Genomic DNA, 22,098 nt, shown 5'->3' on the forward strand with positions numbered 1-22,098 from the left:
CGCTTGCTAGCCTCTGGGTTATGGATATCGAGGCGCTCAAAAAGATGATTGACGGCGGTCGGGACGGAGCCATGCCCCGCCTGACCCTGGGCGAGGCACTGGCCCGCGAGGGTGATACCGATGGCGCGCAGGAACACCTGCGCAAGGCGATTGAGTTCGATCCCGACTACTCCGCCGCCTGGCGGGCGCTGGGGCGCCTGCAGTTGAAGGCCGGCGAGCGCGCGGCGGCCACCGAGACATTCCGGGCCGGTCTGGATGCGGCCCGGCGGCGCGGCGACATGCAGATCGTGCGCGAGCTGGAGGTCCGCCTGAAGCGGCTGGACGGGTCGTGATCGGGCTCCTCCAGCGGGTCAGCCACGCCGAGGTCTGCGTCGATGGTGAGTCCATCGGTGCCATCGGTCGGGGGCTGCTGGTGCTGGTCGGTGTGGAGCGCGGCGATACCGCCGCGAGCGGCGAACGGCTGATCGAGCGGCTGCTGGGCTATCGCGTGTTCGCCGATAACGCCGGGCTGATGAACCACAGCCTGGCGCAGACCGGCGGCGGACTGCTGCTTGTCCCGCAGTTCACGCTCATGGCTGATACCCGCAAGGGAACACGGCCGGGGTTTTCGGCCGCGGCTGAGCCCGGCCCGGCGGCCACCGCCTTCCGATCGCTGGTCGATACCGCCCGACAGCGTCATCCCCATGTTGCGGCCGGTTGGTTCGGCGCGGACATGCAGGTGAGTCTCTGCAACGACGGGCCGGTCACGTTCTGGCTGAGCGCGCCGCCCGACTCAAAGTGACACAGGCGGCGTGGTATCCTCCACGCCGTCAAATGCAAGGCACCCGACGCATGAGCGAACGCAAGGCAACCATCGAGCGCAATACGCTTGAGACCCGGGTTCAGGTCAGTCTCGATCTGGATGGATCCGGTGCAGGAACACGCCATACGGGGGTGGGATTTTTCGATCACATGCTCGACCAGCTGGCCCGGCATGGTCTGCTCGATCTGGATGTCACCGCGACCGGGGATCTGCACATCGACGCCCACCATACCGTCGAGGATGTCGGTATTACCCTGGGGCAGGCGTTCGCCGCCGTCGTCGGGGACAAGCGCGGCCTGGTGCGCTACGGCCATGCCGTCTGCCCCCTCGACGAGGCGTTGTCGCGGGTGGTCGTGGACCTGTCCGGGCGGCCGGGGCTGTACTTCCGGGCGAGTTTCCCCAGCGCGCGGATCGGTGAGTTCGATACCGAACTGGTGCGGGAGTTCTGGCAGGGGTTCACCAGCCAGGCCGCCGTCACCCTGCACATGGATGCCCTTCAGGGGGAGAACGCGCATCATATCGCCGAGACCCTGTTCAAGGCAGGGGGGCGGGCATTGCGCATGGCCGCCAGCGCCGATCCGCGTGGCGGCGATGACCTGCCCTCCACCAAGGGCGCGCTATGATCGCGATCATCGACTACGGGATGGGCAATCTGCGTTCCGTGGAACGGGCGCTGACGCATGTGGGCGCGACCTCGGTGCAGGTGACCGATGACCCGGCGGTGATCGATGCCGCCGATCGGGTGGTATTCCCCGGTCAGGGAGCGGTGCGCGACTGCATGAGCGCGCTGCACCGCTACGAGCTGGTGGATGTCCTGGGACGGGTGATGCAGGATCGGCCGTTTCTGGGGATCTGCATGGGTATGCAGGCGCTGATGACCCGCAGCGAGGAAAACGACGGTGTCGAGGCACTCGGCTACTTCGCGGGGACCGTGCGTCACTTCCGAACGCTCACCGGCGGCAGTCCGCGGCTCAAGATCCCGCATATGGGCTGGAATCGTCTGTCCCAGACCCGCGCGCACCCGCTGTTCGCCGGCATCGATCCGGGCACACGGTTTTATTTCGTGCACAGCTACTACGTCGAACCAGCGGATAACGCGATTGTTCAGGGCGAGAGTGACTATGGCGCGGCATTTGCCGCGGCCATCGGTGCTGCCAACGTATTCGCGACCCAGTTTCACCCCGAAAAGAGTCAGGCGCCCGGTTTGCGGCTACTCAAGAACTTTATTGCCTGGGACGGAGAACCATGCAACTGATACCCGCCATCGATCTCAAGAATGGCAAATGCGTCCGGTTGCGCCAGGGGCGCATGGTGGATGAGACGATTTTCTCGGATGATCCGCTCGCGGTTGCCGCGCAATGGGTCGAGGCCGGCGCGCGGCGGCTGCATCTGGTCGACCTCGATGGGGCGCTGGCGGGCTTTCCGGTGAACGCCGATCTGATCGGTCGGATCGCCGAGTCGCATCCCGACATCGAGGTGCAGGTCGGCGGCGGCCTGCGCAGCTTCGAGGTGATTCAGACCTATCTCGATGTCGGCGTGAACTACGTGATCATCGGCACCCAGGCCGTGCGCACGCCCGCTTTCGTCGACGAAGCCTGTCTGGAGTTCCCCGGCCGCATCATGGTGGGGCTCGATGCCCGCGAAGGCCGAGTGGCCACCGATGGCTGGGAGAGCGTGTCAGAGGTCGCCGCCAGTGATCTGGCGCGGCGCTTCGAGGATGCCGGGGTCGATTCCATCGTATTCACCGACATCGGCCGCGACGGGATGATGCGCGGGACCAATGTCGAGGCAACGGCCGAGCTGGCCCGCTCCATCGACATTCCCGTCATCGCCTCCGGCGGGGTCACCAATCTGGACGACGTGCGGGCCCTCTGCCAGGTCGCCGATTCCGGCATCAGCGGGGCGATCGTCGGCCGTGCGCTCTACGAGGGGCAGATCGATCTGGCCGAGGCTCAGCGGCTCGCCGACGACGCCGTCGCGGGGCCCTGAGCATGGGAGTCGCCCGCCGCATCATCCCCTGTCTCGATATCAATGCCGGTCGGGTCGTGAAGGGGGTGCAGTTCGTTGACATCCGCGACGCCGGCGACCCGGTGGAAATCGCCCGTCGATACGACCGGGCCGGGGCCGACGAGCTGACTTTCCTGGACATCACCGCCAGCCATGAGGAGCGCGAGACCCTGGTCCACACGGTGGAGGCGGTGGCCTCGGAGGTGTTCATCCCCCTGACCGTTGGCGGAGGCATCCGCTCAGTGGCTGATGTGCGCCGGATGCTCAACGCCGGTGCCGACAAGGTCTCGATCAACACCGCCGCGATCCACGAGCCGTCACTGGTCAGCGACGCCGCCGCGCGGTTCGGTTCGCAGTGCATCGTGGTGGCGGTGGATGCCAAACGCAGCGGTGGGACCGAGTCCGACCCGCGCTGGGAGGTGTTCACCCACGGCGGCCGTCAACCCACCGGCCTGGATGCCGTGGAATGGGCCCGGCGCATGGCCGATGCGGGGGCCGGGGAACTGCTGGTGACCAGCATGGATCGGGATGGCACCCGGATCGGTTTCGATAACGCCCTCAACCGCACGATCTCCGAGCAGGCCGGCGTGCCGCTGATCGCCTCCGGCGGGGTTGGTAACCTGCAGCATCTGGTGGATGGGGTGATTGATGGGCAGGCCGATGCCGTACTCGCGGCGAGTATCTTCCACTTTGGCGAGCACACCATCGCCGAGGCGAAGGCCTACATGGCCGATGCCGGTATCGAGGTGCGCTGATGGGCTGGCTGGATGAAATCAGCTGGAATGCGGATGGCCTCATCCCGGTGATCGCCCAGGATGCCACCGATGGTCGGGTGCTGATGATGGCCTGGATGAGCCGCGGGACGCTCGAGACCACACAGTCCACCGGCGAGGCGGTTTACTGGTCGCGCTCGCGCCAGCGGCCCTGGCACAAGGGCGAGTCCTCCGGCAATGTCCAGCGGGTGCGCGATATCGTGCTCGACTGTGATGGTGACACCCTGGTGCTGCTGGTCGAACAGGTCGGTGGAGTGGCCTGCCATACCGGGCGGCGGAGCTGTTTTTACCGGACGCTCGCGGATAGCGGCTGGCAGGTGACGGATACCGTGCAGCGCGACCCGGCCGAGATGTATGGAGGAACGACTCATGAGTGACGAGATACTGCGCCGTCTCGATGCCGTGCTGGCAGACCGCCGGCAGGCCGATCCCGAGCAGTCCTACGTGGCGGGGCTGCATGCCGGTGGTATCGATCGCATCCTCCGCAAACTCGGCGAGGAGTGCACGGAAACGGTTGTTGCCTCGAAAAACGGTGAGCGCGACGCGATTGTTTCTGAAACGGCGGATCTGTGGTTCCATAGCCTGGTCATGCTCTCGCATCATGGACTCGATTCCGGGTCGGTGCTTGCCGAGCTTGAGCGCCGTTTCGGGCTCTCGGGGGTCGCTGAAAAGGCGGCACGGGGCAAACAAGGGCAATAACGCCCATTGGTACGCGCTGGAGGTAATCCGATATGGGTCCTGGTGGAATCAGTCCCTGGTCTCTTTTATTGATACTGGTCATTGTGCTGCTGCTGTTCGGCACTAAGAAATTGCGTAATGTCGGCACCGATCTGGGTGGTGCGCTCAAGGGATTCAAGAGCGCCATGAGCGACGGCGAGAAGGCGGCGAAGGAAGGCCAAGACAGTCAGGAGAGCCAGGAAGGCCTCGAGGAGGACGACAACACCTCCAGTGCTTCGTCATCGACGGCCCGGCGCGAGCAGGTGAAGGACAAGGATCAGTCCGGCGGCAACGCCTGATCGTCGGAGGAACGCGTTCATGCTGGATGTCAGCTTCTGGGAGTTGCTGATCATCGGGGCGATCGCCCTGGTGGTTGTCGGTCCCGAGCGCCTGCCTCGTCTCATGCGCACACTGGGACTCTGGGCCGGGCGGGCCCGGGCCTCGTTCCAGTCGATCCGCGATGAGGTGGAGCGCGAGGTGAACGTCGACGGCGTCCGCCAGACGCGTCAGGCGATCGATCGCGAGGCCAACGAGGCCAAGCGTCGCGTCACCGACGCGGTGGGAGAGGTGGAAAAACCCGCGGCCACGTCGCAAGAGACCGAGTCGTCAACGTCGAAAAGCGGCGGAGATGAATCCCGGTGAGCGATCCCGCCAGCAACTCGAGCGCCGATGACGAAGATCGCCCGCTGCTGACCCATCTGCTTGAGCTGCGCACCCGCCTGTTGTATTCGGGCGGGTGTGTGCTGCTGCTTTTTCTCGGGGTCTACCCGTTCCGTGAGCCGCTCTATACCGCACTCGCCGATCCGCTGATGGCGGTTCTGCCGGCGGGTACGTCGATGATCGCCACCCAGGTGGCCACGCCATTTCTGATCCCGCTCAAGGTCGCCCTCGCGGGTGCCTTCTTTCTGAGTATCCCGTTCCTGCTCTACCAGCTATGGGCGTTTGTGGCGCCAGGGCTCTACCGCCACGAGAAGCGCCTGGTCTGGCCACTGGTCACCTCCAGCGTGCTGCTGTTCTACCTGGGCATGGCTTTCGCCTATTTCGTGGTCTTTCCGCTGGTGTTTCAGTTCTTCGCCTCGGCGACACCGGACGGGGTCGCGATGATGACGGACATCGGTGAGTATCTGTCGTTCATCATGACGCTCTTCTTCGCGTTTGGCGCCTCTTTCGAGGTGCCGGTGGCCACCATTCTGCTGGTGCGTAGTGGCGCCACGACGCGTCAGGCGCTGGCGGCAAAGCGGCCCTTCGTGATCGTCGCTGCCTTCACGATCGGGATGCTGCTGACACCGCCGGACATCATTTCGCAGGTCCTGCTGGCGGTGCCGGTCTGGCTGCTCTTCGAGCTGGGGATCTTTTTCTCCCGCTGGTTCGAGGCAAAACCCTCCGATCAGCCGCCGTCCAATGCGGACGACGCCTAGCCGTCCGTGTCCCGTCGTGGAATTTGCTGACCTCGAGGTCAGAATCAACAGCAGCCGCTGGGAGTGTCGTTGTGCAGAGGCTGTCTGAACCGTCGTAACTGCGCACTGCCGTTGCGTTTAAAGGGGCTGCGGGTTATTTTGCACGCACGCCATTTATAGGCTTTCCCACCGCAGATGCCAGGTAAACTGCTATGACTGATACCTTCGAACAGTCGCTCAGTCACTCCTACCTCAACGGTGCCAACGCCAACTTCATTGAGGCACTGTACGAGAAATATCTAGCCGATCCCGATGCCGTCGAACCGCGCTGGCGGGATTACTTCCGCGACCTCGAGGCACTCGACCCACAATCCGGGCGGGACATCCCGCACAGTCCGATCCGCGAGGCCTTTGAGGAGATCGGTCGGAGCAGTCGTCGGGGTCGCGCGCAGAGCGCCAGTGACGGCATGGATGCCATGGCCGCGCAGAAACAGGCCGCGGTCCTGCGCCTGATCAACGCCTATCGCGTTCGCGGTCATCAGCACGCTGACACCGATCCGCTGCATCTGCGTGAACGCCCGCAGGTTCCGGATCTGGATCCGGCTTTCCATGGCCTCACGGACGCCGATCTTGATACCGCCTTCAACACCGGTTCCCTCGCCGCGCCGGATCGCCTGACCCTGCGCGAGATCATCGATCTGGTGCAGCGCGTCTACGCCGGCAAGATCGGCTCCGAGTACATGCACATCACCGATACCGCGCAGAAGCGCTGGATCCAGGAGCGCCTCGAGAAACCACTGGCCCGCCCGCAGCTCAGCAGCGATGAAAAGAAGGCGCTATTGAATCGCCTGACCGCTGCCGAAGGCATCGAAAAGTATCTCAACAGCAAGTACGTCGGCCAGAAGCGGTTTTCCCTCGAAGGCGGCGAGGCGACGATCCCGATCCTCGACGAGCTGGTGCAGCGCGGTGGCCGTGATGGCGTCGAGGAGATGGTGCTCGGCATGGCCCATCGCGGGCGATTGAATGTCCTGATCAATATCATGGGCAAGTCGCCCGGGGAGCTGTTCGCGGAGTTCGAGGGCGAGCATGCGCCCGAGCATGCGAGCGCCGGCGATGTGAAGTATCACATGGGGTACTCGTCGGATATCGACACGCCTGGCGGACCGCTGCATCTCGCGCTCGCCTTCAATCCATCGCACCTGGAGATCGTCAATCCGGTCGTCGAGGGGTCGGCCCGGGCGCGCATGCACCGGCATAACGACGACGATGGTCACTCGGTCCTGCCGGTGCTCATCCATGGCGATGCAGCCATGGCTGGACAGGGCGTGGTGATGGAAACCCTGCAGCTCTCGCAGGCGCGGGGGTTCTACACCGGCGGCACCGTCCATCTGGTGATCAACAACCAGATTGGCTTTACGACCTCGAATCCGCTGGACACCCGCTCGACGTTCTACTGCACGGAAGTCGCGAAGATGGTGCAGGCGCCGATCTTTCACGTGAACGGCGATGATCCCGAGGCGGTCCTCTTCGTCACCCAGCTGGCAATGGACTACCGGCGCGAATTCCATTCCGATGTGGTCATCGATCTCATCTGCTATCGCCGTCATGGCCATAACGAAGCGGATGAGCCATCGGCGACCCAGCCGATGATGTATCAAAAGATCAAGGCCCGGCCGTCGGTCCGCAAGCTCTATGCCGATCAGCTCACCGAAGAGGGTGTCATCGACCGCGACGGCGCCAGGGCCATGGAGCGGGAATACCGCGACGAGTTGGATGCTGCCCATGTCGTTGCCCCGGGCGCGCTCGAGGAGCAGGACAACGAGTTCACCGTGGACTGGTCGCCCTACTTTGACGCCACCTGGGACGAGCCGGTCGACACCACCATGCCAGTGGATCGGATCCGCTCACTGCAGGAAAAGCTGCAGTGGCTGCCGGAGGGCTTCGAGCTCAATCCGCGGGTGGCCTCGGTGATGGAAAGCCGGCGCAAGATGGCCGCCGGTGCGCTGGCCATGGACTGGGGTTTCGCCGAGATCATGGCCTACGCCGGGCTGCTCGAGGAGGGGCATTCGGTGCGCCTGACCGGTCAGGACTCCGGGCGCGGTACCTTTTTCCATCGTAACTCGGTCCTCCACAACGCCGCGGATGGGTCCACCCATACACCGCTCAAGATGATCCCCGAGGATCGCGATAATTTCGTGGTCATCGACTCGCTGCTCTCTGAGGAGGCCGTGCTCGGCTTCGAGTACGGCTATGCGACGGCCGATCCGGAGACCATGGTGATCTGGGAGGCGCAGTTCGGCGACTTCAGTAACGGTGCCCAGGTGCTGATCGACCAGTTCATCGCCTCCGGTGAGACGAAGTGGGGCCGACTCTGCGGTCTGACGCTGTATCTGCCACATGGATATGAGGGCCAGGGGCCCGAGCATTCGTCAGCACGCATCGAACGGTTCCTGCAGCTCTGCGCCGAGCAGAATATCCAGGTATGCGTTCCCTCCACACCGGCCCAGTTCTTCCACATGATCCGCCGGCAGATGCTCCGTCACTGGCGCAAGCCGCTGGTGGTCATGACGCCCAAGAGTCTGCTGCGCCACAAGCTCTCCACCTCGGTGCTCGACGATCTGTCGGGGGGCAGCTTCAAGGTGGTGATCGATGATACCGAAGGCGTCCGGCCCAGTAGCGTCCAGCGGGTCGTACTGTGCAGCGGCAAGGTCTACTACGACCTGCTCGAGGAGCGCCGCCGCCAGGAGCGCAGCGATGTGGCCCTGATCCGTATCGAGCAGCTCTACCCGTTCCCCGAGGCGCAGCTCTCGGCGCTGCTCAAGCGGCGCTACAAGACCGTCAAGTCGGTGGTCTGGTGTCAGGAAGAGCCAAAAAACCAGGGGGCCTGGTATCAGGTCTACCACCACCTGACACAATGCATCACCCGCGACCAGAAACTGACCTATGCCGGTCGCGACCCACTTGCCTCACCGGCGGTGGGCTACGCCAAGGTGCATTACGAACAGCAGCGCCGCCTGGTGGCGGACGCGCTCGGCAAGATTCACGGATAAATAAAGCGAGGAGTCGATGAGCACCGAAGTCAAAGTACCGGCGCTGCCGGAATCGGTGAGTGAGGCCACTGTCGTCACGTGGCACAAACAACCGGGTGAAGCGGTCGAGCGCGACGAGAATCTCGTCGATCTGGAGACCGACAAGGTCGTCCTCGAGGTGCCGGCGCCGGAAGACGGCATCCTCGGTGAGATTCTCAAGCCCGAGGGTGAGACGGTGACGGCCGGCGAAGTGGTCGCGGTGCTCGGTGAGGCCAGCGGCGGTGCAGCGGCTGAGTCGTCGGCCGAGTCGGCTCCCGCGCCGGCGGATGCCGCTCCGGCTGACCCCCCCGCCGCCGCGGCGGCGACGGATGGTGAAATGCCATCGTTGAGTCCCGCGGTGCGCACGCTGGTCGAGGAGAACGACCTCGATGCCCGCCAGATTACGCCCACCGGCCGCAACGGGCGTATTCTCAAGGAGGATGTGCTGCGTCATCTTGAGCAGGGTGGCGCCAGTCAGCCGGCCCCCGCGCCGGCCTCGGCCCCGGCCCCTGAGTCGACACCGGCGGCCGAGCCAGCACCGGCGCCCGCGCCCAGTGCGCCGGCCGCATCGACCCCGGCACCGGCCGCAGCCGTTCCGGCCAGTGACCGCGAGGAGCGCCGGGTGCCGATGACCCGGCTGCGCCAGCGGATCGCGCAGCGGCTGGTCGAGGCGCAGCAGACGGCGGCCATGCTGACCACGTTCAACGAGGTCAACATGCAGCCGGTCATGGATCTTCGCGGACGTCACAAGGACAGCTTCCTCAAGACCCATGACACCAAACTCGGTTTCATGTCGTTTTTCGTGAAGGCGGCGGTTGAGGCACTCAAGCGCCACCCCAGCGTCAACGCCTCCATCGACGGCAATGACATCATCTATCACGGCTACTACGATGTGGGCATCGCAGTATCCACCGAGCGCGGCCTGATGGTGCCGGTCCTACGGGATGCGGATCAGCTGTCGTTCGCCGAGATCGAGGCCTCCATCGCCGACTTCGGCCAACGCGCCCAGGCCGGCAAGATCGGTATCGATGAGCTCACTGGCGGGACATTCACCATCACCAATGGCGGCATCTTCGGCTCGCTGGTCTCAACGCCCATCCTCAATCCACCGCAGAGCGGGATCATGGGCATGCACAAAATCCAGGAGCGTCCGGTGGCCGAGAATGGTCAGGTCGTGGTGCGGCCGATGATGTATCTGGCGCACTCCTATGACCATCGGATCATCGACGGCAAGGAAGCGGTCCAGTTCCTCGTCACCATCAAGGACATGCTCGAAGACCCCGCGCGGCTTCTGCTCGAGGTCTGATTACAACGAACTCGGGAGTCATCATGGCGAATTCATACGACGTCATCGTTATCGGAGCCGGCCCGGCCGGCTATGTGGGGGCGATTCGCTGCGCGCAGCTGGGCATGCGCGTGGCGGTGATCGACGAATACCGGCGCAAGGATGGCGAGCCGGCGCTCGGCGGCACCTGCCTGAATGTCGGGTGTATCCCCTCGAAGTCACTGCTCGATTCATCCGAGCACTATCACCGTGTGCAGTCCGAACTCAGTCAGCACGGCATCAAAGTCGACGGCGTGAGCCTCGACGTCCCGCAGATGATCAAGCGCAAGGACAAGGTCGTTGCCGATCTCACCGGTGGCATCAAGCAGTTGTTCAAGGCGAATGACATCGAGTGGCTGCAGGGCCATGGCAAGCTGCTTGCCGATCGTCAGGTCGCGTTCACGCCCCATAAGGGCAAGGAAAAAACGCTCACCGCCGACAGCGTGATCCTTGCCACCGGCTCGCGCCCGATCGATATTGGTGCGGCCCCGCTGACCGGTGACCGGATCGTCAATTCCACCGGTGCGCAGGAGTTCCAGGAGGTCCCCAAGCGGCTGGGTGTCATCGGTGCGGGCGTGATCGGGCTGGAGATGGGCAGTGTCTGGAACCGGCTGGGCTCCAAGGTGGTGCTGCTCGAGGCGCAGGACTCCTTCCTGACGCCGGTGGATCAGCAGGTCGCCCGCGAGGCGAAGAAGCTGTTCGCCAAGCAGGGGCTCGAGATCCGCCAGGGCTGTCGGGTCACTGAGACGCGCGATGGCAAGAACATCAGCGTTCACTACGAGGATAACGACGGTAAGCAGCACCTCCAGGTGGACCGGCTCGTTGTCTCAGTCGGCCGCCGACCCAACACCGATGGCCTGGCATCGGACGATGCCGACCTGCTCACCGATGAGCGTGGTTTCGTCCACGTCAATGACTATTGCGAGACCAATATCCCCGGCGTCTACGCTGTGGGCGATGTGGTCCGCGGCCCGATGCTGGCGCACAAGGGCTCTGAAGAGGGCGTCATGGTGGCAGAGCGGATGGCGGGTCATGCCGGTCATGTCAACTACGACACCATCCCCTGGGTGATCTACACCGATCCCGAGATCGCCTGGGTGGGGCGGACCGAGGCGCAGCTCAAGGCTGCCGGTATTCCCCATCGCAGCGGCACCTTCGGCTTCGGCGCCACGGGTCGGGCGCGCGCCATGGATCAGTCCGACGGGATGGTCAAGATCATCGCCCACTCCGAAACGGACCGGATTCTGGGTGTACACATGGTGGGGCCGCAGGCCAGTGAGCTGATCGCTGAAGCGACGCTGGCCATGGAGTACGAGGCCAGTGCCGAGGATCTGGCGCGCACGATCCACGCCCATCCGACGCTCTCCGAGGCGGTCCATGAAGCGGCGCTCGCCGTCGGCAAGCGCGCCATCCACAAGGTCAACTAGCGCGACCGGCCGCGCGTGTACGAATCCATGGACGTAAGGATGCCGTAACGGCATCCTTACGGCATGAACATATGGATCGGAAAAATCCTCGGCGCCGTATTCGGGGGACTCGCCGGGGGCTGGATCGGTGCGCTGATCGGCCTCGTCATTGGTAACTTCTTTGACCGCGGCCTTGCCCGCAAGGCCGCCGGTGGGCTTGGCGGGGCCCTGGGCGGCGGTGGATCGGGCCATCGCCAGATGGTCCATGCTGCCTTCTTCCGAAGCGTCTTCGTGGTCATGGGCCATGTCTGTAAAGCCGACGGCCGGGTCAGTCAGGCGGAGATCCGCGTGGCCGAACAGGTCATGGCGCGCATGGATCTTAATCCGACGCAGCGTGAGGAGGCGGTCAGCTACTTCAGCGCCGGCCGGGACGGTGAGGCCGATCTGGACCAGACCCTGGAGGAGTTCCGTCGCTACTGCCGCGGCCACGTCCAACTGGTCCGCGTGTTCCTCGAGATCCAGATCCAGGCGGCCCTTGCCGATGGCAGCTTCGATGACGCCGAGCGGGATATGCTGCGGCGCATTGCCCTGGGGCTGGGCCTTTCAGAGGAGGACTTCGCCCGGCTCGAGACCATGATGGGCGGACAGGCGGCCAATCAGTCAGGGACCGAATCTCAGCTGGAAAGCGCCTATGACACGCTGGGTGTCTCTGCCGATGCCACGGATGCGGAGGTGAAAAAGGCCTGGCGTAAGCTCATGAGCGAGCATCACCCGGATAAGCTCGTCGCCAAGGGATTGCCGGAGGAGATGATGCGGATCGCCAAGGAGCGCGCTCAGGATATCCAGAAGGCCTATGACACGATCAAGACCGCTCGGGGCATGCGCTGAACCCAACCGGCGGCGCTGAGGTCCATTGAACCATGATCGCTGTACGCAACACCGCCACGTTCTGGGGGGCCGGTGCCCAGTTCCTGCACTGGCTGATGGCCGCCGGGATCGCCACCTCGATGGGGCTGGGGTGGGTGATGGTGAACATGCCGGCGGGGGCTGCCCAGTTCCAGCTCTACTCGCTGCATAAAAGCCTCGGCATCACCCTGCTGGCGCTGGCGGCACTGCGCCTGGTCTGGCGCTGGATCAATACCACGCCGCCGCTGCCGGACACCCTGCCGCGACATGAGCGCTGGCTTGCCAGGGCCGGCCACCGGGCGTTGTACGCGCTGATGCTGCTCATGCCGATCTCCGGCTATGTCATCAACTCTGCCGCCAACTTCCCGCTCAACGTCTTTGGTCTGGTCCAGATCCCCAATGTAACGCCCGCGAGCGAGACACTCGGGGGGCTGGCGAGCACGCTGCATCTCGCCTTTTTCTGGGGATTCGTGGCCGTGCTTACAGCTCATATCGGCGGCGCCCTGCGCCACCACTTCGTGCTCCGCGACAATATTCTCCGACGCATGCTGCCTGTGCGCCATGCACCGGAAAAGAGGGATCAACCATGACTCAACGAGCTGACCGCATAACTCGTCGACTCATCGCCACCGGGCTGACCGCAGCCGGGATGATCGGCGCCCCCGCGATGGCCGCCACGGAGTGGGTGGTTGTCGATGAGAACAGCCGGCTCGGCTTCGAGGCGACCCAGCAGGGCGGGGCGTTTGAGGGTCGGTTCGAGTCCTTCGACGCAGATCTGCGTTTCTCCGCCGACGACCTGGCGGGCAGCGGATTCGATGTCCGCGTCCGGACCGGCAGCGTCGAGACCGGCAGCTCGCAGCGCGACTCAGCGCTACCCGGCGCCGACTGGTTCAATGTCGACGCCTTTCCGGATGCGACCTACGTCGCCGAGGACATCCGCGCGACGGCGGACGGTTACGAGGCGGTGGGCACGCTCACCATTCGCGATAACACCCATCCGGTGACGCTGCCGTTTCAATGGGAGACTGATGGCGATCAGGCGCGGATGGAGGGCTCGGTGGCCATCGACCGGACCCGCTTTGGCGTCGGCCAGGGTGACTGGAGTGATCCGTCGGTCGCAGGGCATGAGGTCCGCGTGGTCGTCGATCTGACGCTGTCAAAGACCCAGTAGCCAGGCGACCAGTGGCGCCAGCAACGCGGTGAGAGTGGCATTGAGGGCCATCCCCAGCCCCGCGTAGGCGCCCGCCGGCTGGCTGTGCTGGAACGCCCGCGCGGCGGCAATGCCATGTCCAGCGACGCCCATCGAAAACCCCTTGACCGCTGGATCGCGTTCACCCATTAGTCGTAGCAGCGGGATACCCACGACGGCGACGGTGAGCCCCGTCATGATGACGAAAACGGCCGTCAGTGAGGGCTCGCCCCCCAGTTCCTCCGCGACGCCGATGGCAATCGGCGTGGTCGCTGATTTGGGCATCAGCGAGAGCAGTGTCGTGGCCTCCAGCCCCAGCGCATACCCGATCGCAACGGCACTGCCGATCGCTGTAACCGAGCCCACACCCAGCGCCAACATGATCGGAAACCACTGCTCCTTAAGCCGCTGGAGTTGCTCATAGAGCGGGATCGCGAGCAGCACCGTCGCCGGCCCGAGCAGGAAGTGGACGAACTGCGCGCCCTCAAAGTAGGTGTCGTAGTCGGTGTCGGTGGCTAATAACAGCAATACCGTGGCGGTCACGGCGATCAGAACGGGGTTGAGCAACGGAAAGCGCCGGCCGGTGACGAACAGCCACTGCGCCGTGGCATAGGTGGCCACAGTCACGGTCAGCCAGAGCAGGGGCTGCTCCTCGAGATAGGCCCAGACCTGGAACAGCCCCTCCATTACGAGCGCTCCGTGTCCCGGCGCCGGAGCAGATGGCGCAGCGTCAGTGCCGTTGCCAGGAGGCTGATCAGGGTGCTCGCGACCACCGTGACCGCGATCGCCAGCCAGCGGTCCGCGAGCAGTCCGAGGTAGCTGATCACGCCTACCCCTGCGGGGATGAACAGCAGCGACAGGTGACCGAGCAGGGTTCCCGCCAGCCGCGACAGTGGGTCGGGCGGTCCGCCGCGTAGCCCCAGCACACCCACCAGCAACAGCATGCCGATCACCGGGCCGGGGACCGGGACGCTAATCAGCCGGACCAGGACCTCGCCGATCAGCTGCAGCGAGAGTACCAGCGCGACTATGCCGGGCATCAGCGTTGTCCCTCGAGCAGGACGTCCCGCGCCTCGTTGAGGCGCGCCGCCAGATAGTCGGTGCCGCCGCGATCCGGGTGCAGGCGTTGCATGAGCCGCCGGTGCGCGGCCAGCACCGCGTCCCGATCGGCATCGGCATCCACGCCCAGCAGCTCTGCGGCTTCCTCGCGGGCCATGCGGCCGTTACGCGATGCGGGTTGCTGGCGATCCGTATCGGCATTGTCTGCCTTTGCGCCGCGGGCCCGTCCGCTCAGCCGAGCGACCAACGGCAGCAAGCGCAGTAGCGGCGCGAGCCGCCAGATCAGGGGAATGGCCGCGCTGATGGCCGCGGCAATCCAGTTGAGCCGACCGGTGATGGCCAGCGCCACGGCAGTGGCGGCGATCAGGCCGAGGATGAACATTGGCGCGCGGGCACGCACCCATTGCCGGAAACGCGGCGAGAGCAGATAGGTCAGCGCGAGGATTATCAGCGCGAGGCTGACCAGTCGCATCATCGGGTCGTGACTCCACCCGGGTCGCGGTCGGAGGGCGTCCCGTCCCCGGTCGCCTGGTTCTCTGCTTCGATGGCCTGACAGCGGGCCCGCCAACGCTCCACACGCTGGTCGTAGAGATCAAAGACACAGGGGTCGCAGCCACTTCCGCAGCATTCATCCAGATCGGGCTCGCGCGGCGGTGGCGGCAGCGGTTTGCGCGTGGACATAACGATCCTATCCGGTGACGAAGGCATGAGCGTGACGCAGCAGCACAGCGATCACGGCGGCGATGGGCAGTGCGAGCAGCACCCCCGCGAACCCGAACAGCTGGCCGCCCGCGAGCACCGCGAAAATCACCACGACCGGATGCAGACCGATCCGGTCGCCGACAAACAATGGTGTGAAGACCACCGACTCAAGCATCTGGCCGGCGCCGTAGACGCCCCAGACGAGCACGAGCGGGAGCAGCCAGTCGTTGAACTGGAACAGCGTCGCCAGCGTTGCCGCGGCGATGCCGACGATAAAGCCGAGATACGGCACCACGGCCGCCAGCCCCGACAGAAGCCCGATCAGCAAGCCCAGCTGAATGCCGACCAACCATAAACCTAGCGCGTAGAACAGGCCCAGCGAGATCATCACCAGCAGCTGGCCACGCAGGAAGGCACCCACTACCTCGTCGCACTCGCGGGCCAGTCCCGCCACCGTGTCGCGCCAGGCGCCGGGGACCAGCGCCAGGCTGGCGGCAAGGACGTTGTTCCAGTCACGGAGCAGATAGAACGCCACCACCGGGATCAACGCGAGGCTCGCCAGGGCCCCGGCCAGCGCGAATCCCGACTGGGTGACGCGTTGCACGACCCCGGCGACCACATTGCCGGTCGACTGCCAGTGGGTCGACAGGGTGTCGCGGATGACGTTCAGGTCGAGCAGCGAGGCGTCGATGCCCATTGCCGCCTCGAGCCAGGGCAGTGCCTGGGTCTGGGCCCACTCGATCATCGCCGGCAGCTGGGACTGCAGCATCCCGATCTGGCGGCCGACCAGCGGGATGAGCATGAGCGCCACCGCCACGGTGATCGCGGTGAGCGCGAGAAAGACCAGACTGACGGACACGGTCCGATTGAGCCCGATCCGCTGCAGGCGGCCGGCGAGTGGGTTGCCCAGATAGGCGAGCAGCGCCCCGGCCAGAAACGGGGTCAGGATCGGTCGCAGCCAATAGACCAGAAAGCCGGTCAGCACCAGCAGCGCCAGACCCAGCGTGCTCCGGTAGATCCGCATCGCGTCATTCATGGGACGAGGATAGCGAACCGTGGCCGTCAACGCAGCCATGGGGTACAAAGAGCGGGAAATCACGGTAAGGTATGACCGATATGCGAAGGCCCAACCGGGGGAATAGTGTGCGCAATCCGAATCGCGTCCTGATCTGGATCGTTATCTTTCTGGCGGCGGTGGCCGCCGTCAGCGGGCTGCTGCTCGAGCCGCTGACCGACGCCTTCACCGCGAATCCCGTGTTCAACGGGATGATCCTCAGCGTCCTGTTCGTTGGGTTGGTGATCAACTGCCGGCAAGTGCTCGTCCTCAAGCCCGAGGTGGACTGGGTGGATCGATTCCGCCATGCCGAGGAGGGTGACGCCCCGTCGCTGCCGAACAGTCGGCTGCTCGGTTCCATGGCGCGCATGCTGACAGGCCGGCGGGGGGATCGGTTCAGTCTCTCCGCCACCTCCATGCGCACCGTCCTCGACGGGATCCGGACCCGCCTCGATGAGTCGCGCGACGTGTCCCGCTATCTGATCGGTCTGCTGGTTTTCCTGGGGCTGCTGGGTACGTTCTGGGGACTGCTTGACACGCTCCGCGCGGTGGGTGGAGTGATCACCAACCTGCGCATTGACGGTGCCGATGCCGGGCAGATCTTCGCCGAACTCCGCGATGGTCTACAGGCCCCGCTCACCGGCATGGGCACGGCGTTCAGCTCATCGTTGTTCGGTCTCGCCAGCTCGCTGGTGCTCGGGTTTGTCGATCTACAGGCATCACATGCCCAGAACCGTTTCTACAACGATCTCGAGGAATGGTTATCCGGGCAGACCCGGCTGTCGACCGGGGCGATGGGTGGCGATGCCGATGGCTCGGTACCGGCCTATATTCAGGCCTTGCTGGAGAATACCGCCGATAGTCTCGATAAGCTCCAGCGCATCATGGCCCGTGGGGATGAGGAGCGCCGCAGCGTCGATGCCCGCATCATCGAGCTCACCGAGGAGGTGTCGCGACTCGCCGAGCAGTCGCACAGCGAGCAGCGCGGGCTCATCGGTCTGACCCGCACCCAGTCGGAGCTGCAGGGTGTGCTCGGCCGGCTCGCTGATATCACTGAGTCCCGGGGCGGTCAGGAGAGTGAGCAGACAGAGCAGCTGCGGGCGATGGCCCAGGGCCTGCAGGATATGCGACAGGAAATGGTGACCGATCGCGAGCGGCTCATGACTGAGCTGCGGGATGAGGTGCGATTGCTCACCCGCACCGTCTCCCACCTCAACGGCAACGACCGGGGCTGATCGCCGAATGCGCGGGGGTGATCGCCGTAACCGCTCATCGGTCAATATCTGGCCGGGGTTTGTCGATGCGCTGGCGGCGGTGCTGCTTGCCTTCGTGTTCGTGCTGCTGCTGTTCGTCGTCTCGCAGCTCTATCTGAGCACCCAGCTCAGCGATCGCAACCGGGCGCTGGAGTCGCTGCGCGCCGAACTCTCTGAAATGGCTGATACCTTATCCATGGAGCGCAACCAGCGGGCCCAGCTTGAAGAGCAGGTGTCGGGGCTCTATGAGGAGCTGCATGCCACGCTCTCGCAGCGTGACGAGGCGCGCGAGGCCCTTGAGCTGACCCGCGAGGAACTGGAAGCCGCCCGCGAGCGGATCCAGGTCGGTGAGGCCGATCTGGAGGCGAGTCTGATGGAGATCGCCTCCCTCCAGCAGGATATCTCGGCGCTGCGGGCAGCGCGGGACGATCTGGAATCGCGGGTGGGCGAGCTTGCCGCCAGCCTTGAGCAGACCGAGTCGACCCTCGAGGATACCCGCAGCGAGATGGGCGCCCTGCGCGATCGCAATCGCGAACTCCAGGCCCGGCTGGCGGACGAGCAGGAGCGCACTCGGCTGGCGCAGGAGAAAATCGAGACGCGCGATCTGCGCATCCGTGATCTGGTCGCCGAGATCGAGGACCGACAGTCCGCCATCGAGCAGGAGCAGCAGCTGACCGCGGATGCGGAGGCGCGGGTCGAGTCGCTGCGACGGCAGGTCCAGGCGCTCCGTGATCAGATCAGCAGCCTCGCTGAATCCCTGCAGCTCGAGGAGGAGACGGTGGCTGAGCAGGAGGCCCGGATCGACACCCTCGTGGAGCGCCTCAACATTGCCCTGGCGGAGGAGGTGGAGGAGCTCTCCGGCTATCGCTCCGAGTTCTTCGGCCGGCTGCGTGAGGTGCTCGGCGACGTCGAGGAGATCGAGATCGTCGGTGACCGGTTCCGCTTCCAGTCGGAACTGTTCTTCGACACCGCTTCGGCCGAGATCGGCCTACGGGGCGAGGCGCGCCTCGAGCAGGTGGCCCGGACGCTGAATCGCATCGCCGAGCGCATCCCGCCCGAGATCGACTGGGTGCTGCAGGTCGAGGGGCATACCGACCGGCGGCCGATCGATACACCCGAATTCCCCTCTAACTGGGAGCTCTCCACGGCCCGCGCCCAGTCGATCCTGTATTTCCTGATCGATCAGGGGATTCCGCCCGAACGACTGGCCGCGGTGGGATACGGGCGCTATCAGCCGCTCGCCGAGGGTGATGATCCAGAGGCGCTGGCGCGTAACCGGCGGATCGAGCTGCGGCTCAGCAACCGCTAGTCGCGCAGTCCGGAGGGGAGGTCCTCGGCGTCGAAGAAGTCAGGTCGCATCATCTCCAGGAACCGCCGGGCCTGCGGTGACAGGAACCGTCCGCGCCGCGACATTGCACCATAGGTGCGCTTGGGAAAGACCTCGGGCAGTGACCGGACGGCGACATCCGGAGTGGCCTCCGTGAGGCATACATTGCTGACGATCGCGATCCCGAAGCCCAGTCCGACGTAGCGTTTCACGGCCTCCCAGCTGCCGACCTCGAGGCGCACGTGGTAGCGCACCGCATGCTGCTGGAAGACCAGATCGATCAGCCGCCAGGTGGTCATCTCCCGGGGTGGCGTGATGTAGTCCTGACCCGCCAGATCGCGCATGGTGATCACATCGCGCCGCGCGAGCGGATGGTCGGGGGGTGTGATCAACGACAGCCCATAGGCATAGATCGCCCGGTAGCGCAGTTCATCGGGCATATCCAGGATCGCGCCCACGGCGAAGTCGACCTGATCCTGGCGTAACGCCTCCATGAGCTCACCGACCGAGAGGTGATGCAGGCGTACCTCGACATGGGGATGCTCGGCCATGAACGGCTCGAGGATGGGTGGCAACAGATAGAGCGTCGATGACTCCCCCGCGCCGATATCCAGCCGGCCGCTGTCGAGCGGTCGATTGCCCTCGCCAAACCGCTCTGCGAGCCCGTCGATCGCCTCGACCAGACGATGGGCCTCGGCGTAGAGCGCCTCACCGTCAGGTGTGAGCCGAATGCGCGGACCGCGACGCTCGAGCAGGGTGATGCCAAGCTCGCGCTCCAGTGCCTGTATCTGCAGCGATACCGAGGGTTGGGTGACCGACAGGCGCCCCGCTGCCCGGGAAATGCTGCCGGCCTCGGCGGTAAAGCAGAATGCGCGGAGCTGGCGGAGGCGGTCCTGCCGATAGTGGGAAGGGGTATCAGCCGGTATCGGCATGGCGGCTCCATGTATTAGGTGATCCAATGGTATGTATTATCTACATTACCTTGTGCAATGATGCAACGCGGCATATTCTTTGTTCATCGATCACGGTCAGGAGGAGGCGAGAGCGATGAATACAATGAAAACGGCAGCGGAAATCGAGAAGGACTGGCAGGAAAACCCGCGCTGGGCAGACGTCAAACGGCCCTATCCGGCGTCCGAGGTGGTGCGTCTGCGCGGGACCGTGCCGGTGGAGTACACGCTGGCCAACCTGGGCGCCGAAAAGCTCTGGCGCTATCTCCATGATGGTGAGATGGACTATGTGAACGCCCTCGGCGCGCTGACCGGCAACCAGGCGATGCAGCAGGTCAAGGCGGGTCTCAAGGCGATCTATCTGTCCGGCTGGCAGGTCGCCGCCGACGCCAACCTGGGCGGCACCATGTACCCCGACCAGTCGCTCTACCCGGCGGACTCGGTGCCCTCAGTGGTGGACCGCATCAACAACACCCTGCTGCGCGCCGACGAGATCCATCACGCCGAGGGCGATGACAGTACCGACTGGATGCAGCCCATTGTTGCCGACGCCGAGGCCGGCTTCGGGGGTGTGCTCAATGCCTTCGAGCTGATGAAGGGGATGATCCGGGCGGGCGCCTCAGGGGTGCATTTCGAGGATCAGCTCGCGTCGGTGAAAAAGTGTGGACACATGGGCGGCAAGGTTCTGGTGCCGACCCAGGAGGCCGTCGAAAAGCTGGTTGCCGCCCGGCTCGCGGCCGACACCATGGATGCCCCGACGCTGCTGGTCGCCCGGACCGATGCCCTCGCCGCTGATCTGATCACCTCCAACATCGACGAGTACGATGCGCCGCACATCACCGGTGAGCGGACCGTCGAGGGATTCTACCGGACGCATGCCGGTGAGGATCAGGCCATCAGCCGCGGGCTGGCCTACGCGCCCTATGCCGATCTGATCTGGTGCGAGACGGGCACACCCGATCTGGCGTTCGCCAAGCGCTTCGCCGAGGCCATCAAAAAGGAGCATCCAAACACGATGCTCGCCTACAATTGCTCGCCGTCATTCAACTGGCGCGGCAAGCTCGACGAGAAGACCATTGCAAGCTTCCAGAACGAGCTGGCGGCCATGGGGTACAAGTTCCAGTTCATCACCCTGGCCGGCTTCCATAGCCTGAACTACTCGATGTTCGAGCTGGCCCGGGGCTATAAGGAGCGCCAGATGGCGGCCTATTCCGAGCTCCAGCAGGCCGAGTTCGATGCCGAGCCCAATGGCTACACGGCCACCCGTCACCAGCGTGAGGTTGGTGCCGGCTACTTCGATCAGGTCACCCAGACCATCCAGGGTGGCGTGTCATCGGTGACGGCCATGACCGGATCGACCGAGGAAGACCAGTTCAGCGATCAGTAAGTGGGGGTGATCGCCACCCACTGACTTTGCGGGGGCTTCGGCCCCCGTTTTTTTTACAGTGACCGCTGGTTGACCCGCGCCGAGACCGCCTCGGCGCTCTCGACCCGCTCGGAGTACCGATCGACAAGGTATTCCCGGCGGTCCCGGGTCAGCCGGGTGAACTTCACCAGCTCTTCCATCACATCGACGATGCGGTTGTAGTAGGGCGATGGCTTCATGCGGTCGTCGTCGTCAAACTCCATGAAGGCCTTGGGTACCGACGACTGGTTGGGGATGGTGATGAGCCGCATCCAGCGGCCCAGCAGGCGCAGCTGATTGACGGCGTTGAAGCTCTGCGAGCCCCCGCAGACCTGCATGACCGCCAGGGTCTTGCCCTGCGTCGGCCGGACGCCGCCCATGTTGAGCGGGATCCAGTCGATCTGCGCTTTCATGGCGCCGGTCATCGCCCCGTGCCGCTCCGGCGAGCTCCAGACGAAGCCGTCGCACCATGTGGCGAGTTCACGCAGTTCCCGGACCTTTTCGTGATCGGTCCCGGCATCGTCCGGCAACGGCAATCCGGAGGGGTTGAAAATGCGCGTCTCGGCGCCGAATCGACGCAGTATCCGGGCGCCTTCCTCGGCACACAGACGGCTGAACGAGCGCTCGCGCAGCGAGCCATAGAGCAGCAGGATACGCGGCGGCGTTGCCTCGGCGGCCGCGAAGAGCTGCGCGTCGTCGACTGCCTGGAAGGCCTGTTCATCCAGATTCGGGAAGGTATCGTCGTCGTTCATGCGGAAT

27 protein-coding genes are annotated in these 22,098 nt (G+C 64.8%); 20 read left to right on the top strand and 7 right to left on the bottom strand.

Annotated elements, in window-relative coordinates; all coding sequences use genetic code 11:
- The first annotated feature begins 20 nt into the window (after positions 1-20).
- The 17 genes from SPICUR_RS00295 to SPICUR_RS00375 all read left to right on the top strand — a co-directional run bounded on the left by SPICUR_RS00295 (position 21) and on the right by SPICUR_RS00375 (position 13,571).
- Complete coding sequence (locus SPICUR_RS00295; protein ID WP_023364857.1) at positions 21-332, top strand: tetratricopeptide repeat protein; 312 nt, start codon at positions 21-23, stop codon at positions 330-332.
- Positions 329-781 (top strand): D-aminoacyl-tRNA deacylase, encoded by a 453-nt coding sequence (dtd, locus tag SPICUR_RS00300; RefSeq protein ID WP_023364859.1) that lies wholly within the window; start codon positions 329-331, stop codon positions 779-781. The genes SPICUR_RS00295 and dtd overlap by 4 nt, the downstream gene beginning before the upstream one ends.
- Positions 782-831: 50 nt before the next feature.
- Complete coding sequence (hisB, locus tag SPICUR_RS00305; RefSeq protein ID WP_023364861.1) at positions 832-1,425, top strand: imidazoleglycerol-phosphate dehydratase HisB; 594 nt, start codon at positions 832-834, stop codon at positions 1,423-1,425.
- On the top strand, positions 1,422-2,057 hold the full coding sequence (gene hisH, locus SPICUR_RS00310) for an imidazole glycerol phosphate synthase subunit HisH (RefSeq protein ID WP_023364863.1): 636 nt from the start codon (positions 1,422-1,424) through the stop codon (positions 2,055-2,057). Before hisB ends, hisH begins: the two co-directional genes overlap by 4 nt.
- On the top strand, positions 2,048-2,791 hold the full coding sequence (gene hisA, locus SPICUR_RS00315) for a 1-(5-phosphoribosyl)-5-[(5-phosphoribosylamino)methylideneamino]imidazole-4-carboxamide isomerase (protein ID WP_023364865.1): 744 nt from the start codon (positions 2,048-2,050) through the stop codon (positions 2,789-2,791). The genes hisH and hisA overlap by 10 nt, the downstream gene beginning before the upstream one ends.
- Before the next feature lie 2 nt (positions 2,792-2,793).
- Entirely contained in the window at positions 2,794-3,564 is a 771-nt protein-coding gene (gene hisF, locus SPICUR_RS00320) for an imidazole glycerol phosphate synthase subunit HisF (protein WP_023364867.1), read from the top strand.
- Positions 3,564-3,959, top strand: a complete 396-nt coding sequence (hisI, locus tag SPICUR_RS00325; RefSeq protein ID WP_023364869.1) for a phosphoribosyl-AMP cyclohydrolase — start codon at positions 3,564-3,566, stop codon at positions 3,957-3,959. Before hisF ends, hisI begins: the two co-directional genes overlap by 1 nt.
- Positions 3,952-4,281 carry a phosphoribosyl-ATP diphosphatase gene (locus SPICUR_RS00330; protein WP_023364871.1) on the top strand — a complete coding sequence of 110 codons (330 nt, stop codon included), beginning with the start codon at positions 3,952-3,954 and terminating at the stop codon, positions 4,279-4,281. The genes hisI and SPICUR_RS00330 overlap by 8 nt, the downstream gene beginning before the upstream one ends.
- 32 nt (positions 4,282-4,313) lie before the next feature.
- The gene (gene tatA / locus SPICUR_RS00335) at positions 4,314-4,598 is read left to right on the top strand and encodes a twin-arginine translocase TatA/TatE family subunit (protein ID WP_041381524.1); all 285 of its coding nucleotides are present in this window, start codon (positions 4,314-4,316) and stop codon (positions 4,596-4,598) included.
- Between the two features lie 19 nt (positions 4,599-4,617).
- On the top strand, positions 4,618-4,941 hold the full coding sequence (gene tatB / locus SPICUR_RS00340; protein WP_023364875.1) for a Sec-independent protein translocase protein TatB: 324 nt from the start codon (positions 4,618-4,620) through the stop codon (positions 4,939-4,941).
- Entirely contained in the window at positions 4,938-5,717 is a 780-nt protein-coding gene (gene tatC / locus SPICUR_RS00345; RefSeq protein WP_023364877.1) for a twin-arginine translocase subunit TatC, read from the top strand. The genes tatB and tatC overlap by 4 nt, the downstream gene beginning before the upstream one ends.
- 191 nt (positions 5,718-5,908) lie before the next feature.
- On the top strand, positions 5,909-8,746 hold the full coding sequence (locus SPICUR_RS00350; protein ID WP_023364879.1) for a 2-oxoglutarate dehydrogenase E1 component: 2,838 nt from the start codon (positions 5,909-5,911) through the stop codon (positions 8,744-8,746).
- 16 nt (positions 8,747-8,762) lie between these two features.
- The gene (gene odhB, locus SPICUR_RS00355) at positions 8,763-10,070 is read left to right on the top strand and encodes a 2-oxoglutarate dehydrogenase complex dihydrolipoyllysine-residue succinyltransferase (RefSeq protein ID WP_023364881.1); all 1,308 of its coding nucleotides are present in this window, start codon (positions 8,763-8,765) and stop codon (positions 10,068-10,070) included.
- A 23-nt stretch (positions 10,071-10,093) separates the two neighbouring features.
- The gene (lpdA, locus tag SPICUR_RS00360; protein WP_023364883.1) at positions 10,094-11,515 is read left to right on the top strand and encodes a dihydrolipoyl dehydrogenase; all 1,422 of its coding nucleotides are present in this window, start codon (positions 10,094-10,096) and stop codon (positions 11,513-11,515) included.
- A 63-nt stretch (positions 11,516-11,578) separates the two neighbouring features.
- Entirely contained in the window at positions 11,579-12,382 is an 804-nt protein-coding gene (gene djlA, locus SPICUR_RS00365; RefSeq protein ID WP_023364885.1) for a co-chaperone DjlA, read from the top strand.
- 32 nt (positions 12,383-12,414) lie between these two features.
- Complete coding sequence (locus SPICUR_RS00370; RefSeq protein WP_023364887.1) at positions 12,415-12,990, top strand: cytochrome b; 576 nt, start codon at positions 12,415-12,417, stop codon at positions 12,988-12,990.
- Positions 12,987-13,571 carry a YceI family protein gene (locus SPICUR_RS00375; RefSeq protein ID WP_041381525.1) on the top strand — a complete coding sequence of 195 codons (585 nt, stop codon included), beginning with the start codon at positions 12,987-12,989 and terminating at the stop codon, positions 13,569-13,571. The genes SPICUR_RS00370 and SPICUR_RS00375 overlap by 4 nt, the downstream gene beginning before the upstream one ends.
- On the opposite strand, the gene SPICUR_RS00380 is transcribed toward SPICUR_RS00375, so the two are convergent.
- From SPICUR_RS00380 to SPICUR_RS00400, 5 genes are read right to left on the bottom strand one after another with little or no spacing between them, the layout of a single operon-like run.
- Positions 13,557-14,276, bottom strand: coding sequence for an LrgB family protein (locus SPICUR_RS00380; RefSeq protein WP_023364891.1), 720 nt, complete (start codon positions 14,274-14,276; stop codon positions 13,557-13,559). The two genes, SPICUR_RS00375 and SPICUR_RS00380, sit on opposite strands and share 15 nt — an antisense overlap.
- Positions 14,276-14,629 carry a CidA/LrgA family protein gene (locus SPICUR_RS00385; RefSeq protein WP_023364893.1) on the bottom strand — a complete coding sequence of 118 codons (354 nt, stop codon included), beginning with the start codon at positions 14,627-14,629 and terminating at the stop codon, positions 14,276-14,278. The genes SPICUR_RS00380 and SPICUR_RS00385 overlap by 1 nt, the downstream gene beginning before the upstream one ends.
- Positions 14,629-15,123 (bottom strand): J domain-containing protein, encoded by a 495-nt coding sequence (locus SPICUR_RS00390; RefSeq protein ID WP_023364895.1) that lies wholly within the window; start codon positions 15,121-15,123, stop codon positions 14,629-14,631. Before SPICUR_RS00390 ends, SPICUR_RS00385 begins: the two co-directional genes overlap by 1 nt.
- Positions 15,120-15,329: an oxidoreductase-like domain-containing protein gene (locus tag SPICUR_RS00395; RefSeq protein WP_023364897.1), complete on the bottom strand. Its 210-nt coding sequence runs from the start codon at positions 15,327-15,329 to the stop codon at positions 15,120-15,122. The genes SPICUR_RS00390 and SPICUR_RS00395 overlap by 4 nt, the downstream gene beginning before the upstream one ends.
- A 7-nt stretch (positions 15,330-15,336) precedes the next feature.
- Positions 15,337-16,386 (bottom strand): AI-2E family transporter, encoded by a 1,050-nt coding sequence (locus SPICUR_RS00400; protein WP_023364899.1) that lies wholly within the window; start codon positions 16,384-16,386, stop codon positions 15,337-15,339.
- 107 nt (positions 16,387-16,493) lie between these two features.
- On the opposite strand from SPICUR_RS00400, the gene SPICUR_RS00405 reads away from it, so the two are divergent.
- Positions 16,494-17,639: a hypothetical protein gene (locus SPICUR_RS00405; protein WP_023364901.1), complete on the top strand. Its 1,146-nt coding sequence runs from the start codon at positions 16,494-16,496 to the stop codon at positions 17,637-17,639.
- 7 nt (positions 17,640-17,646) lie between these two features.
- Positions 17,647-18,966 carry an OmpA family protein gene (locus SPICUR_RS00410; RefSeq protein WP_023364903.1) on the top strand — a complete coding sequence of 440 codons (1,320 nt, stop codon included), beginning with the start codon at positions 17,647-17,649 and terminating at the stop codon, positions 18,964-18,966.
- On the opposite strand, the gene SPICUR_RS00415 is transcribed toward SPICUR_RS00410, so the two are convergent.
- Positions 18,963-19,916, bottom strand: coding sequence for a LysR family transcriptional regulator (locus tag SPICUR_RS00415; protein WP_023364905.1), 954 nt, complete (start codon positions 19,914-19,916; stop codon positions 18,963-18,965). The genes SPICUR_RS00410 and SPICUR_RS00415 overlap by 4 nt on opposite strands.
- Positions 19,917-20,031: 115 nt before the next feature.
- Here SPICUR_RS00415 and aceA point away from each other — a divergent pair, with 115 nt between their 5' ends.
- Positions 20,032-21,321, top strand: coding sequence for an isocitrate lyase (gene aceA / locus SPICUR_RS00420; RefSeq protein WP_041381922.1), 1,290 nt, complete (start codon positions 20,032-20,034; stop codon positions 21,319-21,321).
- A 53-nt stretch (positions 21,322-21,374) separates the two neighbouring features.
- On the opposite strand, the gene arsH is transcribed toward aceA, so the two are convergent.
- A complete protein-coding gene (gene arsH / locus SPICUR_RS00425) occupies positions 21,375-22,091 on the bottom strand; it encodes an arsenical resistance protein ArsH (protein ID WP_023364909.1) in 717 nt (238 codons plus the stop codon).
- Between the last annotated feature and the right edge of the window lie 7 nt (positions 22,092-22,098).

Origin of the sequence: Spiribacter curvatus (genome assembly GCF_000485905.1) — a bacterium.
Classification (GTDB): domain Bacteria; phylum Pseudomonadota; class Gammaproteobacteria; order Nitrococcales; family Nitrococcaceae; genus Spiribacter; species Spiribacter curvatus.

Bases quoted from the DNA above. Each gene is read 5' to 3' on its own strand.
- SPICUR_RS00295 (WP_023364857.1), top strand. From the start codon at position 21: ATGGATATCGAGGCGCTCAAAAAGATGATTGACGGCGGTCGGGACGGA.
- hisB (WP_023364861.1), top strand. From the start codon at position 832: ATGAGCGAACGCAAGGCAACCATCGAGCGCAATACGCTTGAGACCCGG.
- hisH (WP_023364863.1), top strand. From the start codon at position 1,422: ATGATCGCGATCATCGACTACGGGATGGGCAATCTGCGTTCCGTGGAA.
- hisA (WP_023364865.1), top strand. From the start codon at position 2,048: ATGCAACTGATACCCGCCATCGATCTCAAGAATGGCAAATGCGTCCGG.
- hisF (WP_023364867.1), top strand. From the start codon at position 2,794: ATGGGAGTCGCCCGCCGCATCATCCCCTGTCTCGATATCAATGCCGGT.
- hisI (WP_023364869.1), top strand. From the start codon at position 3,564: ATGGGCTGGCTGGATGAAATCAGCTGGAATGCGGATGGCCTCATCCCG.
- SPICUR_RS00330 (WP_023364871.1), top strand. From the start codon at position 3,952: ATGAGTGACGAGATACTGCGCCGTCTCGATGCCGTGCTGGCAGACCGC.
- tatA (WP_041381524.1), top strand. From the start codon at position 4,314: ATGGGTCCTGGTGGAATCAGTCCCTGGTCTCTTTTATTGATACTGGTC.
- tatB (WP_023364875.1), top strand. From the start codon at position 4,618: ATGCTGGATGTCAGCTTCTGGGAGTTGCTGATCATCGGGGCGATCGCC.
- SPICUR_RS00350 (WP_023364879.1), top strand. From the start codon at position 5,909: ATGACTGATACCTTCGAACAGTCGCTCAGTCACTCCTACCTCAACGGT.
- odhB (WP_023364881.1), top strand. From the start codon at position 8,763: ATGAGCACCGAAGTCAAAGTACCGGCGCTGCCGGAATCGGTGAGTGAG.
- lpdA (WP_023364883.1), top strand. From the start codon at position 10,094: ATGGCGAATTCATACGACGTCATCGTTATCGGAGCCGGCCCGGCCGGC.
- djlA (WP_023364885.1), top strand. From the start codon at position 11,579: ATGAACATATGGATCGGAAAAATCCTCGGCGCCGTATTCGGGGGACTC.
- SPICUR_RS00370 (WP_023364887.1), top strand. From the start codon at position 12,415: ATGATCGCTGTACGCAACACCGCCACGTTCTGGGGGGCCGGTGCCCAG.
- SPICUR_RS00375 (WP_041381525.1), top strand. From the start codon at position 12,987: ATGACTCAACGAGCTGACCGCATAACTCGTCGACTCATCGCCACCGGG.
- SPICUR_RS00380 (WP_023364891.1), bottom strand. From the start codon at position 14,276: ATGGAGGGGCTGTTCCAGGTCTGGGCCTATCTCGAGGAGCAGCCCCTG.
- SPICUR_RS00385 (WP_023364893.1), bottom strand. From the start codon at position 14,629: ATGCCCGGCATAGTCGCGCTGGTACTCTCGCTGCAGCTGATCGGCGAG.
- SPICUR_RS00390 (WP_023364895.1), bottom strand. From the start codon at position 15,123: ATGATGCGACTGGTCAGCCTCGCGCTGATAATCCTCGCGCTGACCTAT.
- SPICUR_RS00395 (WP_023364897.1), bottom strand. From the start codon at position 15,329: ATGTCCACGCGCAAACCGCTGCCGCCACCGCCGCGCGAGCCCGATCTG.
- SPICUR_RS00400 (WP_023364899.1), bottom strand. From the start codon at position 16,386: ATGAATGACGCGATGCGGATCTACCGGAGCACGCTGGGTCTGGCGCTG.
- SPICUR_RS00410 (WP_023364903.1), top strand. From the start codon at position 17,647: ATGCGCGGGGGTGATCGCCGTAACCGCTCATCGGTCAATATCTGGCCG.
- SPICUR_RS00415 (WP_023364905.1), bottom strand. From the start codon at position 19,916: ATGCCGATACCGGCTGATACCCCTTCCCACTATCGGCAGGACCGCCTC.
- aceA (WP_041381922.1), top strand. From the start codon at position 20,032: ATGAATACAATGAAAACGGCAGCGGAAATCGAGAAGGACTGGCAGGAA.
- arsH (WP_023364909.1), bottom strand. From the start codon at position 22,091: ATGAACGACGACGATACCTTCCCGAATCTGGATGAACAGGCCTTCCAG.